Below are 23,717 nucleotides of genomic sequence, written 5' to 3' on the forward strand. Positions count from 1 at the left end.
AAAAACATCATTAGTAGTGACATTGGCAGGTCTTCGGACTTATTCCGGGCTTTTCTTCAGAACGCCTTCCCATGACCGTTATCCGTCCACAGTGGCATGTATCTGAGCCCATTGTTATTGGAAATTACCGCAGCGGGACTGTCCGGGATTCTCACCCGTGTTCCCTTTTAATCGGAATGATGCAATCAGTCATGCACGCCTCCGAACCAATGAGAGTGCAAAATTACACAAAAATTCAGAATAGCAAACCAAAAATTCGGATTTTATGAGATTGTATTTTTTTGTCATTGAAATTGAGTAATTTTGTGCTATTGAATTTAAGAGGCTGTTGAATAAGAATTTTTAAGTATACTTTTAAAGAAAAGCGGCACACTATCAGTTAACTTCGGAATATGGAAAAAAGTAATATAAAGGAATTAAAAGATAAGGAATTCGGGGGTGAACGCCCGTTGTTTGCATCCCATTGTCTTCGACTTGAGAATGTCACGTTTCATGCCGGTGAATCGGCGCTGAAATGCTGTGGCGATATTGTCGCTGACCGCTGTACTTTTGAAGGTAAATACCCTTTCTGGCATGTCGACGGTTTTGAGGTGAAAGATTGTCTTTTCACACCCGGTGCGCGTGCGGCGCTGTGGTATTCGCGCAATCTTGTCATGACCGACACTCTTGTCGAAGCTCCCAAGATGTTTCGTGAGATGGACAATCTGTCGCTTGCTAATGTCCGCATTCCCGATGCGCAGGAGACATTGTGGCATTGCCGTGGTGTAAAGCTGCGCAATGTTGAGGTCGCAAATGCCGACTACCTCTTCATGCACTCGTCGGATATAGATATTGACAATTACCGCCAGCAGGGCAACTATTCGTTTCAGTATTGCCGTGACGTTGTGATACGCAATGCAGTCATAGATTCCAAAGATGCGTTCTGGAATACGGAGAACGTTACAGTCTACGACTCGGAGCTCACAGGCGAATATCTTGGCTGGCATTCACGGAATCTGAGGCTTGTCCGCTGTCGGATTTCGGGCACACAGCCGCTCTGCTACTGTGAGAATCTCGTGATGGAAGACTGTCAGATGGGCGACGATGCCGACCTTGCTTTTGAGGACTCGTCGCTTCAGGCCGTGATTAATTCCAGCATAGTCAGTGTCAAAAATCCCCGTAGCGGTTCGATAAAGGCGCTTGCAATCGGCGAGACTATCCTTGATGAAAATCTCCTTGCTCCGGGCGATTGTAAGATTGTCACGGAAATATAAATAACAAAAAGCTCGGTAACTCTTGAAAATTAACTATATTTGAAGTGCGTTTTATCGAAAGGGAAAATCAATGGGCGATGGTCGATATGTCGCCAACCTGATTTTCCCGGCTATAGCTGCAAGAAGTATGGATGCTTCTTTCAGGGTTACTTTCTCGAAAATATGAACTGCTAATTTTAAAGAGTTACTTATGGCTAAGGATTTTAATTTTGACAAGATTGTGCTCCGCAGGGGGGCAGGGTCTTTGAAATGGGACTCGCGTCACGATGTGATTCCTCTGTGGGTTGCCGACATGGACTTTCAGGCTGCTCCCTGTATCCTTGAGGCGCTCCGGCGTCGTGTGGACCACGGTGTGTTTGGCTATACGTATGTGGACGAAAACTACTATGATGCGCTTATCGACTGGTTCAGCTCGCGCCATCTCTACACGTTCGACCGCAGTGACGTGATTTACATTCCCGGTATCGTGCCTGCTCTCTCGGCCATAGTCAAGGCTCTTGCTCCTGCCGGGTCGGGAGTAATTGTCCAGACACCGGTCTATAATTGTTTCTTTTCTTCGATTCGGAACAACGGTTGCCGCGTGGTCGAGAATCCTTTGTTGCGCAAGGAACTGTCGGATAACGAATTTACCTATGTCATGGATCTGGAGGGTCTTGAACGTCTTGCGTCTGATCCGGCCAATGTCCTGATGCTGCTGTGTAATCCTCATAACCCGGCCGGACGTGCATGGACGCGCGAGGAACTCGAGGCAGTGCGCGACATCTGTCAGCGCCACGGAGTGACTGTCGTAAGCGATGAGATACACAATGAACTCACGATGCCGGGTTACCGCTATGTGCCTTACGGGACTGTCGACCGCAAGGCTACGGTGTGTGTTTCTCCTTCGAAATCGTTTAATATCGCAGGTTTGCAGATTGCCAATATAATAGCGCCTGATTCCACAAAGCGTTCGCGCATAGATCGTGCGGTCAACGATAACGAAGTCTGTGATGTCAATCCGTTTGGAGTCGTTGCGCTCCGTGCGGCATACTCTTCGGAAGGAGAGGAGTGGCTGGAGGCTTTGAAGGTCTATCTCCATGAAAATTATCTTTTCTTCCGCGAATATCTCGGACGCAGACTTCCGCAGTGTCCTGTCGCACGGCTTGAAGCGACTTATCTTCCGTGGGTGGACATCTCAGCTCTCGGCATCGGTTCTGACGAACTTGTCAAGAAGGTTCTCGATGAGGCCCGGGTGTGGCTGAATTCGGGAGTGATGTATGGTGTCGACGGTTATGTGCGTTTCAACATAGCCTGTCCGCGCAACACTCTTGAGGAAGGTCTCGAACGCCTGTGCGATCTTCTCGTGAAGGCTTGAAAAAATCAAAATCAAGTATGGTGTCCGGGCTATATGGTCCGGACACCGCAATCTTATCGTATTTCATTAATGGCCGATATATCACTCATCCGTTCCGGTGCTCCTCTTGATTTCCGTCAGCAGTTGAAACTGACAGTGCAGCTTTCATGGCCTGCTATGATGGCGCAGCTTTCGAGTATAATGATGCAATATATTGACGCTGCTATGGTCGGACGGCTCGGCGCGGACGATTCGGCGGCTGTCGGGCTGGTATCGACCAGCCTATGGCTTTTCTGGGGTATATGTTCGGCTGTGACTGTCGGTTTTTCCGTTCAGGTCGCCCACCGTATAGGAGCTTCCGACCATGACGGAGCCCGGCGTGTGTTGCGTCAGTCGATAGTGGCCTGTCTTCTGTTCAGCCTCGCCGTAGTCATGATCGGTGCTGCCATCGCGTGGCCTTTGCCTCATTGGCTTGGAGGAACGGATGTGGTGTGTCCCAAGGCATCGCTTTATTTCCTCGTTTTTGTGCTTGCACTTCCGCTGCTGACCATGAATTATCTTGGAGGAGCGATGTTGAGGTGTGTCGGCAACATGAAAGTCCCCGGTGGTCTGAACGTGATGATGTGTGTGCTTGACATTATCTTTAATTTTTTTCTGATATTCCCGTCGCGTGAAGTCGGGGTTCTGGGGCATGCATTTCATCTTCCCGGTGCGGGACTTGGCGTGCTCGGCGCGGCTCTCGGGACTGTATCGGCCGAGATTGTAACGGCCGGATTGATGATGTGGTATTTGTGTGCGAGAGAAAAGTCAATATGCCTTGTGGGACATCCCGGCTCGTTCCGGCCGACGCGTCAGGTGCTTGCGAGAGCGCTGAAGGTGTCAGCGCCCATGACTCTCGAACATGCGGTGATATGCGGAGCTCAGATTGCTGTGACGGTGATTGTCGCGCCTCTCGGTGTGATGGCCATCGCTGCCAATGCCTTTGCGGTGACGGCTGAAAGTATATGCTATATGCCGGGCTATGGCATCGGTGACGCGGCGACCACGCTTGTCGGGCAGAGCTATGGGGCAAAACGCCTTGATGTCGCACGTAGGTTCGGCTATATCACCGTTGGTCTCGGCATGGTCACAATGACGCTGATGGGTGTGGTCATGTATATCTGCGCTCCGTGGGTGATGGAGCTTATGACTCCTGTTGGCGGTATTCAGTCGCTTGGAGTTGAGGCTCTGCGCATCGAGGCATTTGCCGAGCCGATGTTTGCCGCGGCTATAGTGAGCTACGGTGTGATGATAGGAGTCGGCGACACGATTATCCCGGCTTCGATGAATTTCGGAAGTATCTGGCTTGTGCGTCTTCCGATTGCGGCGTTGCTTGCCCCCTCTATGGGGCTTGCCGGAGTATGGCTTGCGATGTGTGTGGAGTTGTGTTTTAGAGGCGCGATATTTTTATGGAGGCTCATATCAGGCGCTTGGCTGAAAAAAGGTTTAAAGCAGGCTTGAGAGCGACAGATGGTAGATAATATTGGTCGGTTAACTATGTTTAACGTCCGATTTACTGATGGCAGTCGGCTAAATGTCTATATTTGTCGATGAAACCATTCACAAATCACGTTTTAAATATTATTTAACATCATGTGCCGTATTTTACTCTCTCTGATGCTTTTGGTGGCCGGTCTGACCGCAACAGGAGCAGAAAATGAATTCCCGTTGTCGATTCCGACAAGTGTTGACAGTGTTTCCTCCGTTGATGTGCGACCTGCGATGAGCCGTAATATCTTTGCTGAGTTTTTTGGACCGTCGTTCGGTGTCGGCATTGGTTTTGATTCCCGTTTCAGGGCCGGTTCGGTTTTCGGCTATCGTGTAGGACTCTCATTTACGTCGGGTTCATTGTCGTCTGATTATGACATGAGGGACTTGGAATTCAATGGAGTGTGTATTCCCCTTGAGGCCAATGCGATTCTTGGCGGTGGAAAGAGTAAATTCGAGGTGGGTCTGGGTATAGTCCCGTCTGTTCTTAAGCGCAGGGAGTTGACGATTTCCGGCCAATGGATATGGGATGATGAGACAGGCGACATTATTTCTACTCCGGATTGTAATTTCCGTCAGGTCACGCGTCCGAATATACTGGGTCTGATTAATGTCGGGTATCGCTATCAGCGTACCACAGGATTCTTTATGCGTATAGGCCTGACGGCGTTAATCGGTTCATGGGATTGTTCGCCGATTGACGGAGTTATCTTTCTTCCCAACCTGTCGCTTGGCTATACAATCAGACACTGACCTGCGATATAAGGCATAAGCAAAAACAACAGATTCATATCTCATGCCGAAACACAGTCGGATAGAGATATGAATCTGTTGTTTTGCTTATCCGCTATTCCCTTTTATTGAGGGATTGTGGATTTATGCGTTTTCGGGACGGAGAGTGCGTACGGTAGCACCTGCGCGCCACATTTCGCTTTCGCGGAGAGCCTTGAGTTCTTCTTCAAGTTTCTCGCGGTAGTCGGGCTGGGTGTTGGAGTCGATTGAGCGCTGTGCCTCGCGTCCTGTCTTCACGCTCTCGTAGAGGTCATAGACAACGGGCTTGATTGCATCGTGGAACGGGCCCATCCAGTCGAGAGCGCCGCGCTGTGCGGTGGTCGAGCAGTTTGCATACATCCAGTCCATGCCTTTTGCAGCAAAGAGGGGCATGAGTGACTGAGTGAGCTCTTCGACTGTCTCGTTGAACGCTTCTGAAGGAGTGTGGCCGTTTTCACGGAGCACTTCATACTGGGCGAGGAGAAGGCCTTGGATCGCACCCATGAGCGAACCGCGTTCGCCGGTGAGGTCGCTGACAGCTTCGCGCTGGAAGGTGGTCTCGAAAAGATAGCCAGAACCGATGCCGATGCCGAGGGCGAGTGTGCGATCGAGTGCGCGGCCGGTTGCATCCTGATAAACGGCAAAACTTGAGTTAGTGCCCTTGCCTTCCTTGAAGAGAATGCGGAGCATAGTGCCTGAACCCTTGGGGGCAACCATGATTACGTCAACGTCGGCAGGGGGAACGACGCCGGTGCGGTCGCTCCAGTTGATAGCGAAGCCGTGGCTGAAGTAGAGAGCCTTGCCGGGAGTGAGGTGTTCTTTGATTGTAGGCCACTGAGAGATTACAGCAGCATCGCTGAGCAGACACATGATGATAGTGCCACGCTTGCAGGCTTCTTCAATCGAGAAGAGAGTCTCGCCGGGAACCCATCCGTCGGCAACGGCCTTTTCGTAAGTCTTGCCTTCGCGCTGGCCTACGATTACGTTGAAACCGTTGTCGCGCAGGTCGAGTCCCTGACCCGGGCCTTGGACACCGTAGCCGATGACTGCGATTGTTTCATCCTTGAGTACTTCACGTGCTTTTTCGAGAGGGAATTCTTCGCGGGTGATGACGGTCTCTTCAACACCGCCGAAATTTAATTTTGCCATAATATTTTTTTAGTTTAAAGTTTTTAATTTGAAATTCCGATGGGAGAGGAGAATGTGAGTCAGTCGCGGGCTACGAACCGGATACGTGCGAGACAGCATGATGTCGAGTTGACACGGATTTCAACGTCGTTTACCTCCGGACTCCCTTCGTGGGATGCTGCGACTACGACGGCTTCTTCATCATAGCGGGCCTCGTGTTTGAATGCGATTTCAAACCTTGCCGGCCTCATTGTGTCATAGTAGTCGAGCGGCCACATGTCAACAATCAGGTCGATGTAGCGACGTGTGGTGACGTGGCGGTTGACATCAATGTCGGAAACAGCAAAACGATAGCTGTTCTCCCTTTCGGGGTTGCGTGAGGGCAGGAGCTTGCCGCCTTTATCGCCTGTGTATCTGCGGTCGCTGATGACATCGAGTCCGTCGAATATCGGAGTGAGGTCTCCGGGGCGGCGTGTGGTCATGTTGACCGCCATCCATGTCGAATGGGCTCGCATCACTGTGTGGCCGGTCTCTGCATCTGTCATTTCGAAACCGCGTTCTGAAAACAGACGGCTGGCGCTTTCAACCCACGTCTCCATCCGGTATGTGCGGTTGACTGTGACAGGGGAGTCGATGTCGACAGTCAGTCTGCTCAGCACCCATGATATGCCTTCGCGGATCATGCGGTCAAAACCGATGCCGATCAGATTGGCGTGGCCGGTGGCAGTGTCGATCAGTGTGGTGACGAGGCGGGAGAGAGACATCTCACGCTGGGCGTTGACCTCTGAAGCCGTAAGATAAAATTCGTAGGAATAAAGTTTAGGATTCATCGGGCTTATGCGGTCTGACGGTTACTTGTCGGTCTGCTGTCGACGCGATTCCTGCTCGTGCAGATAGTGGGTGAAATGTTCTGTCGGCGATTTGGTGATGCAGATTCGTCCTGAACGTATGAACTGGAGTATTCCGTATTTGTTGAGCAGCTCGTAGAGCGCCTGAGTCTCGCTTTCGTGGCCGGTCTTTTCGAGTATGGTGTACTCGCGAGTCAGTTCCAGAATGCGCACGTTGTGGACACGGATGATTCTTTCGAAATCCTTTTCGTCGAGCAGTTTCTGTGTCGGGACTTTGTAAAGTGCGACCTCCTGATAGATGATTTCATCGTCGGTGTAGAGATAGGCGCGCAACACGTCGATGCACCGTTCAATCTGCTTGATGACCTTCTCCATTGTCTCGCGGTCCGATGTACATGTGAAGTTCATTTTGTGGATGCCGGGCATTGAGCTTGCGCTCGACGATACGCTCTCCAGATTGAGTCCGCGCCGGGTGAAGATGATGGAGATGCGGTTGAGAAGGCCGACCTGATTTTCGGTGAAAACCGATATGGTGAACAGTTTCTTTTCCATGTCTTTTTGCAGATTAGCCTTGATATTTGGTGGTTTGGTTTATTAAGATGTCGTCGACAGCCGCACCGGGGACTACCATCGGGAAGACCATGTCTTCAGGATCGATGTTGACATCCAGCAGATAAGTGCCATCGTGACTCAGCATGCGGGCAATCGCATCGTCAAGTTCGGCACGACACGCCACTCTCTCGGCCTTGAAGCCGTAGGCCTCGGCTATGGTGACGAAATCAGGGTTGACCATAGGGGTAGCGGAGAAGCGGTTGTTGTAGAACATCGCCTGCCATTGCCTTACGTTTCCGAGGAAATCATTGTTGAGGATGATAACCTTGACTCCAATGTTATATGCAAGCATAGTGCCGAGTTCCTGCATGGTCATCTGGAAGCCACCGTCGCCCATGAAGGCGAATACCTGACGCTCGGGGGCGGCGATTTTTGCTCCGATTGCTGCCGGAAGACAGAAGCCCATAGTTCCGAGGCCACCTGAGGTCAATACACTTTTGGGGAGTGTATATTTGAAATAGCGTGCAGCCATCATCTGGTTCTGTCCGACATCCGTCACGAGTATGCCGCAATTGCCGGATGCTTCCGAGATTTTCCGTACCACTTCGCCCATGCGCATAGCTCCGTCAGGCCCGATATCGGATGGGTCGAGTTCGCGTTTTATCACCTCTTCGCGTTCGACTTCTTCAGGTCTGTCAAATGATGCGAGCCAGTCGGCATGGCAACTTTTGTTGACAAGCGGAAGGAGTGCCTTGATAGCTTTGCGTGCATCGGCATGTATGGTGGTGTGGGCCTTGACGTTTTTATTGAACTCGGCGCAGTCGATGTCGACGTGGATGATTTTGGCTTCGGGGGCGTAGCCCTTGATTACGCCTGTCACACGGTCGTCGAAACGGAGACCGACCGCGAGGATGACGTCGGCTTTGTTTGTATTAATGTTAGGGCCGATATTTCCGTGCATACCCACCATGCCTTTGTAAAGAGGATGGTCGGAGGGAATGGACGAAAGTCCGAGCAGCGTCGACACCATAGGTATGTCGGCTTTTTCGGCGAGCGCAATGAGGTCGGCTTCAGCGTTTGAGAGCATGACTCCGTGGCCGGCGATTATCATCGGACGTTCGGCTCGGTTGAGCAGCGATGCGGCGCTGAGCATGTTGCCGGGCTGGAGTTCCGGGTCCGGGTTATAGCTCCGGATATAGGAGATTTTTTCGTAGTGCCATTCCATTGTGCCTACCTGTGCGTCGCGTGTCACGTCGAGCACCACCGCTCCCGGACGTCCGGTCGAGGCGATGTAGAAGGCGCGAGCGACAGCCCATGGAATTTCCTCCGGGGTGCGTATCTGGTAGGTCCATTTAGTGACAGGCAGAGTGATTCCAATCACGTCGGTTTCCTGAAAAGCGTCTGTTCCCAGAGAGTTTGTAGCCACCTGTCCGGTAATGACCACTAATGGAGTGCAGTCGATGTTGGCATCAGCCACGCCTGTGATGATGTTTGTGGCAGCCGGACCGGAGGTCACTGAGACCACGCCTACTTTGCCTGACACGCGAGCATAGCCCTGAGCAGCGTGTACCGCTCCCTGTTCGTGGCGTGTCAGTATGTGGTGAAGCTTGTCTGAAAAATCATAAAGCTTGTCGTAAAAAGGCATTATCTGGCCTCCCGGGTAGCCGAAGATGGTGTCGACACCTTCAGCCAGCAGGGCGCGGCATAATGCTTCAGAGCCTGTGATTCGTTCACTCATACAGAGTCTTTGGAATAATGTGTGCGAATAATTATTTATATACCGATGAATCGGTGTGTGTCAGTCGTCGAGATGTCTGACGCCGCCTTTGTCGGCTGAGGTGACCATTGATGCGTAAGCGCGGAGAGCCTGCGAGACTTTGCGGTCGCGGTCGCGGGGAGTGAAGGCTTTGTTGCCGAGGGCTTCCTCTTCCTTGCGTCGCGCGGTGAGTTCTTCGTCTGTGAGTCTGACGTTGATAGTTCGTGTGGGGATGTCAATTTCGATTATGTCACCGTCCTTGACGAGACCGATATTGCCGCCGTTGGCTGCTTCGGGTGAGATGTGGCCTATGGAAAGACCTGATGTGCCTCCCGAAAAACGGCCGTCGGTGATGAGCGCGCACTCTTTGCCGAGATGCTTGCTCTTGATATAGGAGGTGGGGTAAAGCATTTCCTGCATTCCCGGGCCACCCTTGGGGCCTTCGTAGGTTATGACTACGACATCTCCGCTTTTCACCTTGTCGCGGAGGATTCCGTCGACGGCAGCTTCCTGCGAGGTGAACACTTTGGCCGGTCCGCTGAAACGGAATATGCTTTCGTCGACACCTGCGGTCTTGACGACACATCCGTCCTGTGCGATATTTCCTTTGAGGACTGCGAGGCCGCCGTCCTTGACATAGGCATGTTCCATGTCGCGGATACATCCTTTCGCGCGGTCGGTGTCGAGAGTGCTGTAATAGCTCATCTGTTTGCCGAGTTCAGTGGTGCGCTTCATTCCCGGAGCGCTTTTCCAGAGTTCGTCGGCATGATTGTCGAAGTCTTTACCACCGATGGCATATTTGTCCATCGCTTCAGCGAGAGTCATTCCGTCGACGCGTTTCACGGCTGAATCAATCAGCCCTGCGTCGGAAAGAATCTTCATGATAGAGAGAATTCCTCCGGCACGGTTGACATCCTGAATATGGTAGTGGGAATTGGGGGCTACCTTACACAGCACAGGGGTGTGGCGCGAGAGCGCGTCGATGTCGTCCATCGTGAAATCCGCACCCGCTTCGTGGGCTACGGCAAGGAGATGGAGCACAGTGTTGGTCGAGCCTCCCATTGCAATGTCGAGCGTCATTGCGTTGAGCATCGCCTGACGGGTGGCTATGTTGCGCGGAAGGACGCTTTCGTCGCCGTCGCGGTAATAGGCATAGGTGTTTCGCACAATCATGTCGGCAGCTTTCTTGAAGAGCTGCAGGCGGTTGATGTGGGTGGCCACGACTGTGCCGTTGCCGGGGAGTGCGAGGCCGATGGCCTCGTTGAGGGAGTTCATTGAGTTGGCGGTGAACATTCCCGAGCAAGATCCGCATGTCGGGCATCCCTTCTGTTCGAGTTCGGTTACGGCTTCGTCGCTTACGGTCGAGTCGGCGGCGTCAATCATTATGTCGATGAGGTCGACGGGACGGCCGTTGACATCGCCGGCCTCCATCGGGCCTCCTGAAACGAATATGGCAGGGATATTGAGGCGCATGGCAGCCATGAGCATGCCCGGGGTGACTTTGTCGCAGTTGGAGATGCAGACCATTGCGTCGGCCTTGTGGGCATTTACCATATACTCGATTGAGTCGGCGATCATATCGCGTGAAGGGAGTGAATATAGCATGCCGTCGTGGCCCATTGCAATACCGTCGTCAATGGCGATGGTGTTGAATTCGGCAGCGAAACAGCCCTGTTTCTCGATTTCGGCTTTTACAATCTGTCCGACTTCATGGAGATGTGTATGTCCGGGGACAAATTGAGTGAAAGAGTTGACAATTGCTATGATAGGCTTACCGAATTGCTCGTCTTTCATGCCGTTTGCGCGCCATAGGGCACGGGCGCCGGCCATTCGGCGACCCTCTGTGCTTGCTGCGCTTTTCAAAGGAAAACTCATAATTATTGCGAACCTATGAATTTGTTAAAATTATCCGCAAAATTACGATAATATGTTGTAAAACACAAAAAAATAGCGAAATATTTTTATTTCGTGCTGCCTGAGTGGGTGTTTTTGACAGAATATGAGAGTAGAAACAATCCATACCCGGATACGTATTTACGCTATCGGAGTATGGATTGCATGTGATTTCTGTTGAGATTTTATCGTTTAATCAGCAATTGGCCAGACTGTAAAGCCATATGAATTATTGGAGCTGGTACACGATCCGAAATTTCGGCCTCCGCTAAGTCCTGTCCATGATCCGGATTTGGATGCTCGGTTGTCAAGATAAAATATCAATGTCTGGTTGTCGCTATTGAGGTTTGAGGAACAGATATAGGTAATCATGCTGTATGCAGCCCAAGTTGTTCCTTTTAGTTGGGGCGGTATATTATTCGGGTTGGGTACATGCATGTCTCTCATGCCTGTAGCATATAGTTTGATTTCATTGCCGCTGCCGTCGGAATTGCTATGAAAAGTCCAGCATCTTGAATTGCTATCCCATATTATTGGATTGTTTTCATAACACCAATCTTTAATATAAACACCGTTGTTAGGCGCTGCAAAACCTGTAAAAGCGTTTGCAGGAGCAATATGATAGCCCGCCGGAGAGGGATCATATATTGTTTTGGTAACAGGCTGGGAGTTCTTTTCGTCAGCGTTTCCCGCGTTACCTCCGAAAGAAGATGTGGAATTCCATGCATTATACATGTTTTCACCAGCATCAAGATATGTAGTTCCATCCGGGTTATGCCAATGATGACGATAGTTTTTGGTTTCATCCTCTTTTATACCCATGACAAAATGGTGGGGATGCCTGATGGCTTCTCCGAGGCTCATTCCGTTATCGCGTTCTGAGCGTGAGAATTTAAAGTCGAGATTGTAGTCAAACACCCTTTTGTTGAGCATTGTGAATTCGCCTACCATACCATTGTTGTAATATATGTGGTCTGGCTTGTCATATACACCGGCGACCATAGGGTCTTTTCGTCCCCATTGGTAATATGTGTTGTCGCCGGCCAGCGATGCGATAATTCCGTGTTGTGTACGGCTGATTTCTTTGCTGATAGTCCCGCATTTAAGGGCGGAAAGGTCAAACTCGAATTTTATTTTCATCTTGCGCTCGGCAGCGGCGGGATGACTGTCGCAATAGCCAAGAGTGCTTTGAGGGAATATATACGTTTTATTATCAGCTCCGGTGGTGGTTATACGGTTTAAAGTCCAGTCATAGTTGGTCACCCATATATGCCAGCTCCAAACAATATCTCCAGCTTCATTTCGAAGTGCGATAGCTGCATTTCCCTGTGCAATAGAATGCTTGCTTAGACGGAAACTGATAAAGTCACCACTCTTGTCAAGTTCCACTTGATCGATGAGTCCCGGAGAATCAGACCATAGGACGAAGGCATCTTTCAGCGGGCCTGCCTGCTGTTTTATGTATGGAGTTGTGATTTCATTGTTTTTATGGTCCGCATAGAATTTCATGCCCGCTTCGGCATCTGGTGCAGAACGGTTGATAGTATAGGCACTCTTGTTTGCTATCCCGTTTTTCATGGAGTTGCCATAGACAGTCGAGAACGTATAGCAGCCGGGACGGAGGATCATGTAGCAGTTGGCTGATTCTTGCTCCGAAAGGTCTTTCATTTCCGTATTGAATTCTCTGTCAGGAAATTTTGCCGTCTGTAGTTCTGTAAACAAAGGCTGCGCCGGAAGAATCAGCGACCCGGTATTGACACGTGATTGCAACACTTTTTTGTCAGCAACCGTTATGTCGTCAGACTCCCACAGGGCTTCCTGCCATGACTTACCGTCGTCGGTAGATGCAAGAATTCTTATGGGCGCATCCACTTCTTTAGTTTCAGCTCCTTCCTGTGTCACTCTCACGTAGGATGTGAGTTTGAGATTGCGTATGATACCCGAGAAGGGGACAATCGAATCAAACTTAAACTCAGTGTTGTCGGCTATGTTTTGGGCAAATTCCACAATTGGTGTTACGACAACGCCTGTCGATGAGACTGAATATGTGTAAAGCCTTCCTGCTTCCCATGACTTGTCCGTGCCTCCGAGGGTTGCTGTGAGTGTGCGTTTGGTCTGGGTCAGTTTGTCGGTGAATTCGAGAGTGAGTTTTGCCGAACTTGTGAGTTTTTGCGGTATCATGAAGAAAGTCAGTCCGTCGCTTTTTCCTTCGTTGTTCTTGCCTCCGGCTATGTTGAGCCCGGGTGATGAATTCAGCTTGTTGTCATCGGAGTCATAAAGTCGTAATGCGATGTCAGCGGAATAAGAGGCGGTCGGCTCGCCTGACACACTCCAGCTGGAAGTTGAGAGTGTGAGCCTGCCGCTTCCGTAGATGCCGGAGAGCGTCGCTTTTGTGATGTCGCCCGCAAGCATGGCGTCGCCGGTGCGGATTGTTATCGCAGCCAAGGCGTGGCCGAATTTCAGTCCGACAGTCGGAGTCCCGCTTCCTGCCAAGTCGGTAGTTGCGGTGAGCAGGTCGGTCTGGGATGCGACATCGCCATTTACCGTGAAGTCAATGGCAGGATGTGTGTTGGATGCGGTATGGACTATTCCGTTATCGGTGGTCGCGTAGGGTGAGTATGCCATGAAACGTATCCGTCCTGAGCCGGGCCACGATAGTTTGTCGGATGCCGCCCATTGGTCGCCGGTGGCACTTACGGATGTATTGCAGGCAAAGTTTGCAATGAAGTCTGACAGGTCGGCAGCTTCTGAAGTGCTGTTGTAGCAGATGGCTGAGAGTCCGAATGTCTTGGGGAATGTCTCTGCTGTGACTGTTGTGCCTCGTGATAGCTTGTGATGCTCTTCCGGCTTGTCAGCGAGTGTTTCGGATTCCGAGATAAGATACATTTCTGTTTCGAACCCTCCCTCGTCAATTTTTTCGATGGAAATGTCGGAATCGGTGTTCCTTGACACTACAGTGCCTTTCACCCATGACGATTCAAATTCGACTTCAAAGGTGGGATAGGGCGCAGTATTATTATTGTCTGACATTATCCGGTCCTCGCATGACGATAGCACAGCCATCAATGCCACAGTCTGTAGGGATATTTTAATGAAATGTGGTTTGAAAGGAAAAAGTATCATTATTGTCGGTAAAATAAAAAAGAAACGTGACATGCAGCCAAAAATGCGACATGTCACGTTTCAATAAACATTGATTAGTTCATGTCGATATTACCCTCGGTCCAACCGCCGGCTGAGCCTCCGGCATCAACCCAATCGGAAACAGTTACAGTAAATCTGATGGGATCGTCGAGTACGGGGTCGCCAACTTTTTTCTCTTTTGTTCCATCTTCTCCTACAGGTCGCGTCTTGATGTACTTACCATTGCCGTCAGGCATTTTTGTAAGGATATCCTCAGGAGGATAAATACCGGCTCCACTTGTGGCTCCGCAGAATGAGAGATTGTAAATATAACGTTTTCCCGGTTCCCACTTTGTGCCGATGGGAACACAAGTATAGCCATATTGTGCTTCATCGAATGTCTTGGTGTCAGGGAAGAGCTGATGAGTATGTTTGCCATTTTCAGATTTTATAGCAGAATCAGAACCGCCCTCATGCAATTCTCCGTCATGGGTGGCTTCGACTCGGCAAAGGAACAATATGTATGCTCCTTTATTTACATTTTGTTCGTCTTGTGTACCTGCCCATGCTTCCAATTGCTGAGGTATCAGCAGGAGATTGGTTTGCGGATTTTTGATGTCGTCGTTTTTGGGGTCAAAATCAAATATGGAGGAATATGTATGAGATAGAGTCTTGACATTGGAAAACTCCATGCCGTAATAGCTTTTTGTTGTTGAACTTGCAGCCCAGTTTAGTTCGGTTGCGGCGTCGTTAGTGGAAAGCGTACCGGATGCTGCGGGATTGACAATCCAAGCGCCTTTGATTTGTATATTCTTGGAGTCGTCGGTGTCAGTCCCTTCGGATGCTCTTACTACTATCTGGGAAAGTGCATGGCGGAACTGAAGGTTTATTGATGTTCCCTCAGATCTTTGGGCTGTGGCATTGGCGACAATAAGATCTTCTTGCTCCAAAGGATTTTGCTTGGGAGTATAGTTTTGTATTGTCAGCTTTTTACCTCCGTCTTGCTTGATGTTTGGAGTTGAAACTGGAGCTATGGCCCAGAATTTTAGGGTTTCGACATCAGATGGCCAGAAAATTGAATGGTCGAATGAAAAATAAGAGTTATTCCCTTTTTTTGTAACGGTTTCGTCTTGGATAAAGGGGGCGCTGTCTGTAATGTCGGAGAAAGCCCAGACTTTAAAAGATTCAAGGTTTGACGCATCGAGGTTCTGTGCACGGCTGATGCTGGTGTTGAATGTGATTTCCGAACCATTGTTGACCAGCTCTACACTGTCCTCGGAACACGCAGAGGTCAACAAAAGTACTGCTGCCCCGAGAAAAGATAATTTAGTGTTCATTTTGTGATGTGGTTTTAAACAGTTATACAATTATTATTTATTTTGATGATTATGATTCAGCTCATGTCGACATCGAGATATACGTCTTCAGTCCAGTCGCTGACAGATGGAAACATGCCACCGCCCTCGTTATGCCCAGGCAGTTTGATTCCGTCGATTACGATTGTGATTCTCCGTTGGTCGGGTGCATCATGAATCTGCGAAGTGACATTGAAGTTATAATAGTGTTTGTCGGATGTGTATAGTGTAAAGATATGTTGCTGTTCGGATGTCGGGCAATGTCCAAACAGAGTGACAGATCCTTCGATTGTCGAAGGGGCGGTCATTGTCAAGGCTATGGGAACGGTCACGTTTCTGCCGGTATGTTTTTTCATGGCCGGGCTGAAATTTTCCGACATTGTAGAGATAGCTCCGCTTATGCCAAGCGAAGGTGTCAGATTTGTGACCCCGGTGAGTTTTATCATGTATGTGACAGTAGCTTCTGTCGGAGTGAATCTTACCGACTGTCCTGAAGTCATTTTAACTGATATGCCTTCTTTTTTGTCGGCCCATATAATGTCGGGGGCGGCTTTGACAGGTTCGTCCTTCACGGCATCGTAGCGGGGAGGTTCGGGCAACGGATTGCGGCTCATTGGAGAAAGGATGTTCTCAACGTCAGTTGTAAGCACAAAGTCGTCAAACGTGGTTGCGCTTTCAATGATGGTCTCAGTGCAGCCGTTGAATACCGCTGCGTTATATTCGCCGGCCGGTACACGGATGTCAGAGCCGTTTATATCAGAAAATTCGTAGCGGAACGGTTTGCTGTCGTCGACCGGGAAAAGATACAGCACCATTGTCTTCGGAGTGGCATCAGGTTGTGCGCTCCAGTCGAAATTGACAGTGAGGTCGGTCCAGTGTGTGTGGTCGAAACAGAGTTCCCTATGGTCACACGAGTGTAACAGGATGCCTGAGATCAAAGCGAGGCCGACGGTCATGCTATGTGACAAGTGTCTCATTCACCACCTCCTTCCTTCTCTTTGATGTTTGTATTGTCAGTGCCTATGAGCCAAGATAGACCTATTTCTGCTTTTGTCGGTCCTATCCAACGGCGGTTATGTGTGGAAATCCACACATCATGTGTGTCGACAAGGTGTTGTTTCATATATTTGCCCCACAGATATCCGATGCCTATCGAGAAATCAAGATTTAGACGGCGTGTGAGTGGCAGAGTGTAGCCGTAAGAGATTCCGGCGGCATAGTTGAATTTGTCGCCTATTATACCTGTGTGCGAGCGTCCTGTCTGGATGTCGTAGGTCACAATTGATGCGTAGAGTCCGATTCGGTGGCCTGAAAACGGATTGTCGGCAAGTCCATGTCCGAGCTGCATGCGGACTTCGATGTCACCGCCATAGACTCTCCAGTATCTACGTCTGTCGCGGTTGCTCCACCATGCGTACATCCAGTCTGCCCAGATTGTGTATTTTTCGTTGAGGCAGATGCCAATGCCTATATTTGGGATAAGGGCTGCATCATAAAGAATGTTCGAGCCTATTGTCAGTCGGATTGGCTGTTGGCGGTAAGCTATGGCATGGTCATGTGTGATTTTGGATGATGATTCGTCTGATACCCGTGCCGGTTCGTGGCTGTGGCTGCTATATATTATTGAATCGCGTGGAAGTGGAGTCTCTGTCTGCTCATGGTTGTCGGATATGATGGTCCTGTTGATTCCGTTATTGTGAGTAGAATTTTCAGGCGGCGAGTAAGAGACCCGTAATTCAGCATATCTGTCATCTGGCCATGCGGATTTAAGTAAGGTTTTACTGACGACAGTTTTTGGTTCTTTACAGTATTGTATTTTGAAATAGTCGGATAGGGCGGAGGCTCTTTTGCGGGCAAGAGTTTGATTGTAGGATTGGTTTCCTTCGGGCGATGCCGAGCCAATGACTTCTATTTGAAATCGGTGTAAAGAATCTGTTTCGGAAAGGAATCGACGTATGTTCTCTATGCGGAAATGGTTGCCATTGAAGTCAGGTTCAATGCTGGCAGATGATGGTGAGAAATATATTTTTTCAGAAAATACGAACTGATAATTAGGCGACGTAGCTTTTACCCCCCCCCATAATCCGCTGATTATCAGCATGGTGAGGAGGAGGGTTTTGCCATAGCAGCGGGACAGCATATTATAAAGGTATAATTTGCACGAGTTTTTCATTGGTTTGTGTGCTAAATTATGGCTAAATCACATTATCGGATATACAAAAAATGGAATACATAATGATGGCGCAAAATTAAAAGTTTTTTTCAAAATAAACAAGTGTGTTACAATATTTTGGTTAAAAATGTGCGGAAATTTTTCGTGTATGAAAATAGACAGCCGGCTATCGCTGTCTGGTCGCAATAACCGGCTGTCTCGGTTCGGTTGTTTTTAGAGGTCGTTAAGGCAACCTCATATGATTCGGGTGTTAATAAAAGGCTGTTAGCTTTTGAAATAGAGGTCGAGTATGTCGCGCGCTGCGGTGAATGATGATTGCTGGTTGTTGAGCACACGGATTTCCTTTTCAGCGAGCATGCGTTCGATTTCGGGATTGTGATAGAAATGGGCGCGGAGCTGCTCGTCGATGGTCTCATACATCCAGTAGCGCGCCTGTTCGCTGCGCTTGCGTTCGAAGTAGCCGTTTGCGTCGACGAATTCAAAGTAGCGGTCAATCATATCCCATACCTCCGGGATTCCAAGTTCGAAGTAGCCGGAGTATGTGAGGACTTCCGGACGCCATCCTGATGCCGTAGGCGGGAAGAGGTGGAGCGCGCTGCGGAACTGTGCCTGTGCGAGCTGTGCGCGCTGGATGTTGTCGCCGTCGGCCTTGTTGATGACAATGCCGTCGGCCATTTCCATGATGCCGCGTTTAATGCCCTGAAGTTCGTCTCCTGTGCCTGCAAGCTGGATCAGCAGGAAGAAATCGACCATTGAATGTACGGCTGTCTCGCTCTGCCCGACACCGACGGTCTCGACAAATATATTGTTAAATCCGGCGGCTTCGCAGAGGACTATTGTCTCGCGGGTTTTTCTGGCCACGCCTCCGAGTGAACCGGCCGACGGACTGGGGCGGATGAATGCGTCCGGGTGAACCGAGAGTTTCTCCATTCGGGTTTTGTCGCCGAGGATGCTGCCTTTGGTGCGTTCGCTCGAAGGGTCGATTGCAAGCACGGCGAGTTTGCCTCCGCGTTTGAGCACATGGAGTCCGAATACGTCGATTGACGTGCTCTTGCCTGCGCCGGGCACGCCTGTGATGCCTATGCGCCGGGAGTTGCCGGAATGCGGAAGGCATTTTTCAATGACTTCCTGAGCGATGGTCTGATGCTCGGGCGAAAGGCTCTCGACAAGTGTGACGGCACGGGCGAGTGTGGTGATGTCGCCTTTCAATATGCCTTCGACCAGTTCTCCGGCATTGGGAAGCACGCGCCTGCGGCGTGGGCGTAGATATGGATTGACCACGGGGGGCTGGTCGACACCTTTGTTGACGGTGAGACCGCCGAACTGCTCATCGTTTTCTATATGTTCCATGGGTAATTAAAAACTATCTAAGGTGGAGATTGATTATTTGATTTCGGCTACGACGCGTATCATCGTTGAAGGATGGTCGGGGTCGTTGGCCACAATGTTGATGCGGGCATTCAGCAGATTGCTGTCACCGAATAGTGCCGGAGTGACCGTCACACTGACTTTCTCGCTTTTGCCCGGTTTGATTTCACTGTTTTTGTATTTAATGCCGACGGAGTTGTCAGGACAGCTCATTTTGCGTATCGTCAGAGGCTTCTTGCCTTTGTTGGTGATTGAGAATGTCTTTGTCACCGGCGACGATTTGCGTGATATGCGCTCAAAATCAAGTGCGGTGACATCAGCGTCGAGTAGCGGGGCGTTCTTGCGTTCTTCGGACGACAGTCCTGAAAAGTCCTCATTGACAATTGCGACTGTCTCTACGACGATTTTATCATCGGATGTCGGGCCGAGGCTGACAGTCATAGAGTCGGTCACAACGCCCCAGTCGTTTATTTTATCGGCATCGATTACTGTTGAGATTACAAACCGGTCGCCCGGAGGGACGACTGCCGGTTCGACCATCACCTTTATATAGTCGGGAATGTCAGTGACCGTGGGGCGCAGGCTATCGGCCGAGGCATTATAGCCTTCAAGAAACTGTCCGCCGGTGTGTCCTTTGAGCACTTCGCCATAGGCGATAATTTTTGACCTGAGCTTCATCGGCCCTACCGAAACCGGGAATCGGGATTTCAATGTGTTTGAAGAACCGATGACTGTTCCGTGGATTGACAGCGATGTGCGCTTGGGCTTGGCGTCGAGATCGACGTTGACATATTTATAGAATCTGCCGGGACGGCCTGTCGGGTCAAAACCGACGCGTATAACAGCAGTATCGCCGGGAGCGATAGGGGCGCGGGAATACTCGGGCCGGGTGCATCCGCAGTTGGCGCGTGCGTTGATGATGGCTATCGGTTCGTCGCCGGTATTGACAAGATGAAAATCGCAATACACTGTACCCAGTCCCTCGTCAAATGCACCGAAATCGTGTTTCTGTTCCAGCCATACGCCCTGTCCCTCGGCAGCAGCGCTGATGGAGCAGCAACCGACGGTCAGGAGCGATAGTAATGCAGGCAGTTTCATAAATAATAGTTGAGTATTAAACTATATGGCAATCATTAAGCAGTCTGCTTAAATGATTTTACCCTACTTATCCCGATAGTAATCAAGATTCCGTCAGGGGACAATCACACCGTTAAATGTCAGTGTCTTACGTCCGGATTCTGCATTCGTTTTCACCTTCACTGAGCGGTTGAACTCTCCTGAGCGGCCTTTGGGCTGAAAGGTGATTTTAATTTCCCCTTTCTTTCCGGGCGCTATCGGGGCTTTCGGGAAATCAGGTTTGGTGCATCCGCATCCGCCGTTGGTGACGGTGATGATGGTCAGTGGCTCGTCGCCGGTATTGGTGAAAGTGTAGATGGCTGAAACCTTTCCGCCATTTTCCTTGATTGTTCCGAAGTCGTGTGCGGTCGTGTCGAATGTAATCTGGGCTTTTCCCTTGGCAGCTGCGCTAAATGTGGCGAGAGCGAGCAGAATTATGGTCAATATTTTTTTCATAATCGAAATGATATGAGAATGTTGTTTCCTCTTGGCTTGATAGGGTATCCATTTGTGAGATACAGTGCAAAAATAGCGAAAATCATGGATATAACCCAAATTATAAACATTTTCAGTAGTGTCAATGTTTAGAAACAAAGACTCCGGACTTGACATTCACATCTTTCAACTTGATTATGAGACGAAAAAATTTAACGACCTTGATTGTCACGCTGATTATATCCGTGATATTGCCCGCGGCTTTAAGCAGCTGTGGGTCTGTGCGTACGCATTGGGGGGTAGAGGGCGACTATGAGCTTCCGTTTGGTGATGATGACTATTATCGTCCAAAGCATAAAAAGCATAGGAAACATAAGAAACACAAAAAGCACCATCACGACGATTGTGATTATGCCCCAGTCTACCATAGCGAAGATGAAATGGAAATCCCGCTTTGAGTAGATGTTTGGTGGCAAAAAAGACCGATTAGCCCTTAAAGTGATGTGGCTTATAGTTTTTACCCCAGATGGCGGATTATAATGACTGACACAGGTATTTAGCAAACAGCCAAGGGAGTCATCGTCAATAGCTCGACGATGACTCCCTTGGCTGTTTATTGAGAAAACTTTCGTTTGTTTTTACTTGTGATCCATTGTGGCTGCATCAAGACCTGCCACAGCGATGAGGTTGATGATGTCGCGGACTTCGGCATCGACATTGATGAAGTGGACCGGCTTCTTGAGACCCATCTGGATCGGGCCGATTGACTCGCCGACTCCCATTTCGAGCATTATGCGGTAGACCGCATTTGCTGCGCTGAGGTTGGGGAACACGAGGGTGTTGACATCCTTTCCGTAGAGACGTGTGAATGGATACACCTTGTCGCGGACGGGTTTGTTGAGCGCATAGTTGACCTGCATTTCACCGTCGACCACCATTTCCGGATAGTCACGGTGGAGGCGTTCGACTACATTGTGGACCATTGACGGCTCAGCCTCTTCGTTAGAACCGAAATTCGAATACGACACGAGTGCCATTACAGGATCGTGGGCAAAGAATTTGACTGCATCGTTGGCGAGGCGTGCGATGTCAAGGAGCGCGCTTTCATCGGACGAACAGTTGACCATCGTGTCAGCGAGGAAGTATGTTCCCTTGGTGGTTTCAAGCACATGCATTGATGCAAAATGGTTGAATCCGTCGCGCAAACCGATGACTTCGCGGGCGATATCGGCTGCATTGTTGTTGGCTGACCGTGTTCCGGCGATAAAGGCATCGGCATCGCCTGTCTCAACCATCATCATACCGAAATAGTTGCGGTCAAACATCTTGTCAAGCGCACTTTCGAAATTTTCTCCCTTGCGCTGGCGTTTGGTGGTGAGCATTGCTGCGTAGCGTTCGCGGCGAGATGCTTCGCGGTCGTGACGCAGGTTGACAATTTCGATTCCCTCGATGTTGAGGCCGAGACGGTGGGCGCGCTTCTCGATCATCTCCTCGTTGCCGAGCAGGATGGGAACGCAGAGGCCGTCGGCTGCAGCGATGGCCGCCGCACGGAGCATGTTGTCGGTATTGGCTTCGCCGAACACAACACGTTTCGGGTTGGTGCGTGCGGCTTCGTTGATGCGGCGGGTAAACTTGCGGTCATTGCCCTTGAGCTGACGAAGTTTTTCGTCGTAGGCATCCCAGTCTGTGATCGGGCGACGTGCGACACCGCTGTCCATCGCTCCTTTTGCAACGGCGGGGGAAACAGAGGTGAGCAATCGGGGGTCGAAGGGAGTCGGGATTATGTAGTCACGGCCAAATTTAATGTCAGAGCGGTTATAGGCGGCGCTCACAACCGGAGGCACAGGCTTCTTTGCAAGTTCCGCGATTGCGCGCACGGCATAGATTTTCATTGTCTCGTTGATTTCCGATGCGCCACAGTCGAGAGCACCACGGAATATGTAGGGGAAGCCGAGCACATTGTTAATCTGATTGGGATAGTCGGAGCGACCTGTTCCCATGATGATGTCGGGACGCGCGGCCACGGCTGTTTCGTATGCGATTTCGGGATCAGGGTTGGCCAATGCGAATACGATGGGCTTTTCAGCCATGCTCTTGACCATCTCGGCGGTGACCACGTCCTTGACGGAGAGTCCGAGGAACACGTCGGCATCTTTAATCGCCTCGGCAAGAGTTGTAATCGGCCGGGATGTGGCGAACTGGGCTTTTTGCGGGTTGAGGTTTGTGCGGCTTGTCGAGATTACGCCCTTGCTGTCGCACATGACTACATTTTCTTTCTTCACGCCGAGGGCGCAGTAAAGTTTCGTACATGAAACGGCGGCAGCTCCCGCACCGTTGACCACGAGACGTATGTCTTCAATTTTCTTTCCCTGAATTTCTACGGCGTTGAGCAATGCGGCTGCTGAAATAATAGCTGTGCCGTGCTGGTCGTCGTGCATCACGGGGATGTTCATCTCAGCTTTGAGTCGCTCTTCGATTTTGAAACATTCAGGGGCTTTGATATCTTCCAGATTTATACCGCCGAATGTAGGGCCGAGAGCCTTGACAATTTCGATGAATTTGTCAGGATCGGTCTCGTCGACTTCGATGTCAAAACAATCGAGTCCGGCAAATATCTTGAATAGAAGTCCCTTGCCTTCCATGACCGGCTTTCCGGCAAGTGCGCCGATGTTGCCGAGGCCGAGGACGGCCGTTCCGTTGGAAATCACGGCTACGAGGTTGCCTTTGTCAGTGTATTTATATACGTCGTCCGGGTTGTCCTTAATCTCCAGACAGGGATAGGCTACTCCCGGCGAATAGGCCAATGCAAGATCCGCCTGAGTGGCGTAGGGTTTTGTCGGGATTACTTCGATTTTACCGGGGCGCGGGTAACGGTGATAGTCAAGCGCCATTTCTTTTGTAACTTTTGCCATATGTGTTGTTGCGTATCGTCTACGGTGACAATTTTATAGAATTATATGCGCAAAGTTAACAAAAATCTATTATACTCCCGATCATACTTACAATATTTTAACTTTAAGAATCTTAATTGAGTTTTATTTGTATTATCAGCCGTCGCAGACAGGCATGTCATATCGTGTCTGCGA

General features: G+C 50.1%; 17 protein-coding genes and 1 riboswitch. Of the genes, 4 read left to right on the forward strand and 13 right to left on the reverse strand.

Features of this window, described 5'->3' with window-relative positions:
* Positions 1–6: 6 nt before the first annotated feature.
* A riboswitch (cobalamin riboswitch) is annotated at positions 7–226 on the reverse strand.
* Between the two features lie 181 nt (positions 227–407).
* The 4 genes from QZ311_RS01515 to QZ311_RS01530 all read left to right on the forward strand — a co-directional run bounded on the left by QZ311_RS01515 (position 408) and on the right by QZ311_RS01530 (position 4,866).
* Entirely contained in the window at positions 408–1,253 is an 846-nt protein-coding gene (locus tag QZ311_RS01515; protein WP_297063515.1) for a DUF3737 family protein, read from the forward strand.
* Positions 1,254–1,443: 190 nt separating this feature from the next.
* Positions 1,444–2,607, forward strand: a complete 1,164-nt coding sequence (locus tag QZ311_RS01520) for a MalY/PatB family protein (protein WP_297063145.1) — start codon at positions 1,444–1,446, stop codon at positions 2,605–2,607.
* 69 nt (positions 2,608–2,676) lie between these two features.
* Entirely contained in the window at positions 2,677–4,086 is a 1,410-nt protein-coding gene (locus tag QZ311_RS01525; protein ID WP_297063147.1) for an MATE family efflux transporter, read from the forward strand.
* Positions 4,087–4,218: 132 nt separating this feature from the next.
* Positions 4,219–4,866 carry a hypothetical protein gene (locus tag QZ311_RS01530; RefSeq protein WP_297063149.1) on the forward strand — a complete coding sequence of 216 codons (648 nt, stop codon included), beginning with the start codon at positions 4,219–4,221 and terminating at the stop codon, positions 4,864–4,866.
* Between the two features lie 123 nt (positions 4,867–4,989).
* Here QZ311_RS01530 and ilvC read toward each other — a convergent pair whose 3' ends face one another.
* From ilvC to QZ311_RS01595, 13 genes are all read right to left on the reverse strand, one after another.
* Positions 4,990–6,033: a ketol-acid reductoisomerase gene (ilvC, locus tag QZ311_RS01535; protein ID WP_297063152.1), complete on the reverse strand. Its 1,044-nt coding sequence runs from the start codon at positions 6,031–6,033 to the stop codon at positions 4,990–4,992.
* Positions 6,034–6,092: 59 nt separating this feature from the next.
* Entirely contained in the window at positions 6,093–6,842 is a 750-nt protein-coding gene (locus tag QZ311_RS01540) for an acyl-ACP thioesterase domain-containing protein (RefSeq protein ID WP_297063154.1), read from the reverse strand.
* 21 nt (positions 6,843–6,863) lie between these two features.
* The gene (ilvN, locus tag QZ311_RS01545; RefSeq protein ID WP_297063156.1) at positions 6,864–7,412 is read right to left on the reverse strand and encodes an acetolactate synthase small subunit; all 549 of its coding nucleotides are present in this window, start codon (positions 7,410–7,412) and stop codon (positions 6,864–6,866) included.
* A 13-nt stretch (positions 7,413–7,425) separates the two neighbouring features.
* Complete coding sequence (gene ilvB / locus QZ311_RS01550) at positions 7,426–9,150, reverse strand: biosynthetic-type acetolactate synthase large subunit (RefSeq protein ID WP_297063158.1); 1,725 nt, start codon at positions 9,148–9,150, stop codon at positions 7,426–7,428.
* A 60-nt stretch (positions 9,151–9,210) separates the two neighbouring features.
* Positions 9,211–11,043: a dihydroxy-acid dehydratase gene (gene ilvD, locus QZ311_RS01555; RefSeq protein ID WP_297063159.1), complete on the reverse strand. Its 1,833-nt coding sequence runs from the start codon at positions 11,041–11,043 to the stop codon at positions 9,211–9,213.
* 210 nt (positions 11,044–11,253) lie between these two features.
* Positions 11,254–14,184 carry a fimbrillin family protein gene (locus QZ311_RS01560; protein ID WP_297063161.1) on the reverse strand — a complete coding sequence of 977 codons (2,931 nt, stop codon included), beginning with the start codon at positions 14,182–14,184 and terminating at the stop codon, positions 11,254–11,256.
* 74 nt (positions 14,185–14,258) lie between these two features.
* On the reverse strand, positions 14,259–15,521 hold the full coding sequence (locus QZ311_RS01565) for a fimbrillin family protein (RefSeq protein ID WP_297063163.1): 1,263 nt from the start codon (positions 15,519–15,521) through the stop codon (positions 14,259–14,261).
* Positions 15,522–15,577: 56 nt separating this feature from the next.
* Positions 15,578–16,516, reverse strand: coding sequence for a DUF5119 domain-containing protein (locus QZ311_RS01570; protein WP_297063165.1), 939 nt, complete (start codon positions 16,514–16,516; stop codon positions 15,578–15,580).
* Positions 16,513–17,679: a DUF3575 domain-containing protein gene (locus QZ311_RS01575; RefSeq protein WP_297063167.1), complete on the reverse strand. Its 1,167-nt coding sequence runs from the start codon at positions 17,677–17,679 to the stop codon at positions 16,513–16,515. The genes QZ311_RS01570 and QZ311_RS01575 overlap by 4 nt, the downstream gene beginning before the upstream one ends.
* Before the next feature lie 297 nt (positions 17,680–17,976).
* Positions 17,977–19,062, reverse strand: coding sequence for a methylmalonyl Co-A mutase-associated GTPase MeaB (gene meaB / locus QZ311_RS01580; RefSeq protein ID WP_297063169.1), 1,086 nt, complete (start codon positions 19,060–19,062; stop codon positions 17,977–17,979).
* Between the two features lie 33 nt (positions 19,063–19,095).
* Positions 19,096–20,178, reverse strand: a complete 1,083-nt coding sequence (locus QZ311_RS01585) for a DUF1573 domain-containing protein (RefSeq protein WP_297063171.1) — start codon at positions 20,176–20,178, stop codon at positions 19,096–19,098.
* A gap of 93 nt (positions 20,179–20,271) precedes the next feature.
* Positions 20,272–20,652, reverse strand: coding sequence for a DUF1573 domain-containing protein (locus QZ311_RS01590; RefSeq protein ID WP_297063173.1), 381 nt, complete (start codon positions 20,650–20,652; stop codon positions 20,272–20,274).
* 617 nt (positions 20,653–21,269) lie between these two features.
* Positions 21,270–23,543, reverse strand: a complete 2,274-nt coding sequence (locus tag QZ311_RS01595; protein ID WP_297063175.1) for an NADP-dependent malic enzyme — start codon at positions 23,541–23,543, stop codon at positions 21,270–21,272.
* Between the last annotated feature and the right edge of the window lie 174 nt (positions 23,544–23,717).

It is taken from the genome of uncultured Duncaniella sp. (genome assembly GCF_910578445.1).
In the GTDB taxonomy this organism is placed as follows: domain Bacteria; phylum Bacteroidota; class Bacteroidia; order Bacteroidales; family Muribaculaceae; genus Duncaniella.

Bases quoted from the DNA above. Each gene is read 5' to 3' on its own strand.
- QZ311_RS01560 (WP_297063161.1), bottom strand. From the start codon at position 14,184: ATGATACTTTTTCCTTTCAAACCACATTTCATTAAAATATCCCTACAG.
- QZ311_RS01575 (WP_297063167.1), bottom strand. From the start codon at position 17,679: ATGCTGTCCCGCTGCTATGGCAAAACCCTCCTCCTCACCATGCTGATA.
- ilvD (WP_297063159.1), bottom strand. From the start codon at position 11,043: ATGAGTTTTCCTTTGAAAAGCGCAGCAAGCACAGAGGGTCGCCGAATG.
- ilvB (WP_297063158.1), bottom strand. From the start codon at position 9,150: ATGAGTGAACGAATCACAGGCTCTGAAGCATTATGCCGCGCCCTGCTG.
- meaB (WP_297063169.1), bottom strand. From the start codon at position 19,062: ATGGAACATATAGAAAACGATGAGCAGTTCGGCGGTCTCACCGTCAAC.
- QZ311_RS01530 (WP_297063149.1), top strand. From the start codon at position 4,219: ATGTGCCGTATTTTACTCTCTCTGATGCTTTTGGTGGCCGGTCTGACC.
- QZ311_RS01590 (WP_297063173.1), bottom strand. From the start codon at position 20,652: ATGAAAAAAATATTGACCATAATTCTGCTCGCTCTCGCCACATTTAGC.
- QZ311_RS01570 (WP_297063165.1), bottom strand. From the start codon at position 16,516: ATGAGACACTTGTCACATAGCATGACCGTCGGCCTCGCTTTGATCTCA.
- QZ311_RS01595 (WP_297063175.1), bottom strand. From the start codon at position 23,543: ATGGCAAAAGTTACAAAAGAAATGGCGCTTGACTATCACCGTTACCCG.
- QZ311_RS01540 (WP_297063154.1), bottom strand. From the start codon at position 6,842: ATGAATCCTAAACTTTATTCCTACGAATTTTATCTTACGGCTTCAGAG.
- ilvC (WP_297063152.1), bottom strand. From the start codon at position 6,033: ATGGCAAAATTAAATTTCGGCGGTGTTGAAGAGACCGTCATCACCCGC.
- QZ311_RS01565 (WP_297063163.1), bottom strand. From the start codon at position 15,521: ATGAACACTAAATTATCTTTTCTCGGGGCAGCAGTACTTTTGTTGACC.
- QZ311_RS01525 (WP_297063147.1), top strand. From the start codon at position 2,677: ATGGCCGATATATCACTCATCCGTTCCGGTGCTCCTCTTGATTTCCGT.
- ilvN (WP_297063156.1), bottom strand. From the start codon at position 7,412: ATGGAAAAGAAACTGTTCACCATATCGGTTTTCACCGAAAATCAGGTC.
- QZ311_RS01585 (WP_297063171.1), bottom strand. From the start codon at position 20,178: ATGAAACTGCCTGCATTACTATCGCTCCTGACCGTCGGTTGCTGCTCC.
- QZ311_RS01520 (WP_297063145.1), top strand. From the start codon at position 1,444: ATGGCTAAGGATTTTAATTTTGACAAGATTGTGCTCCGCAGGGGGGCA.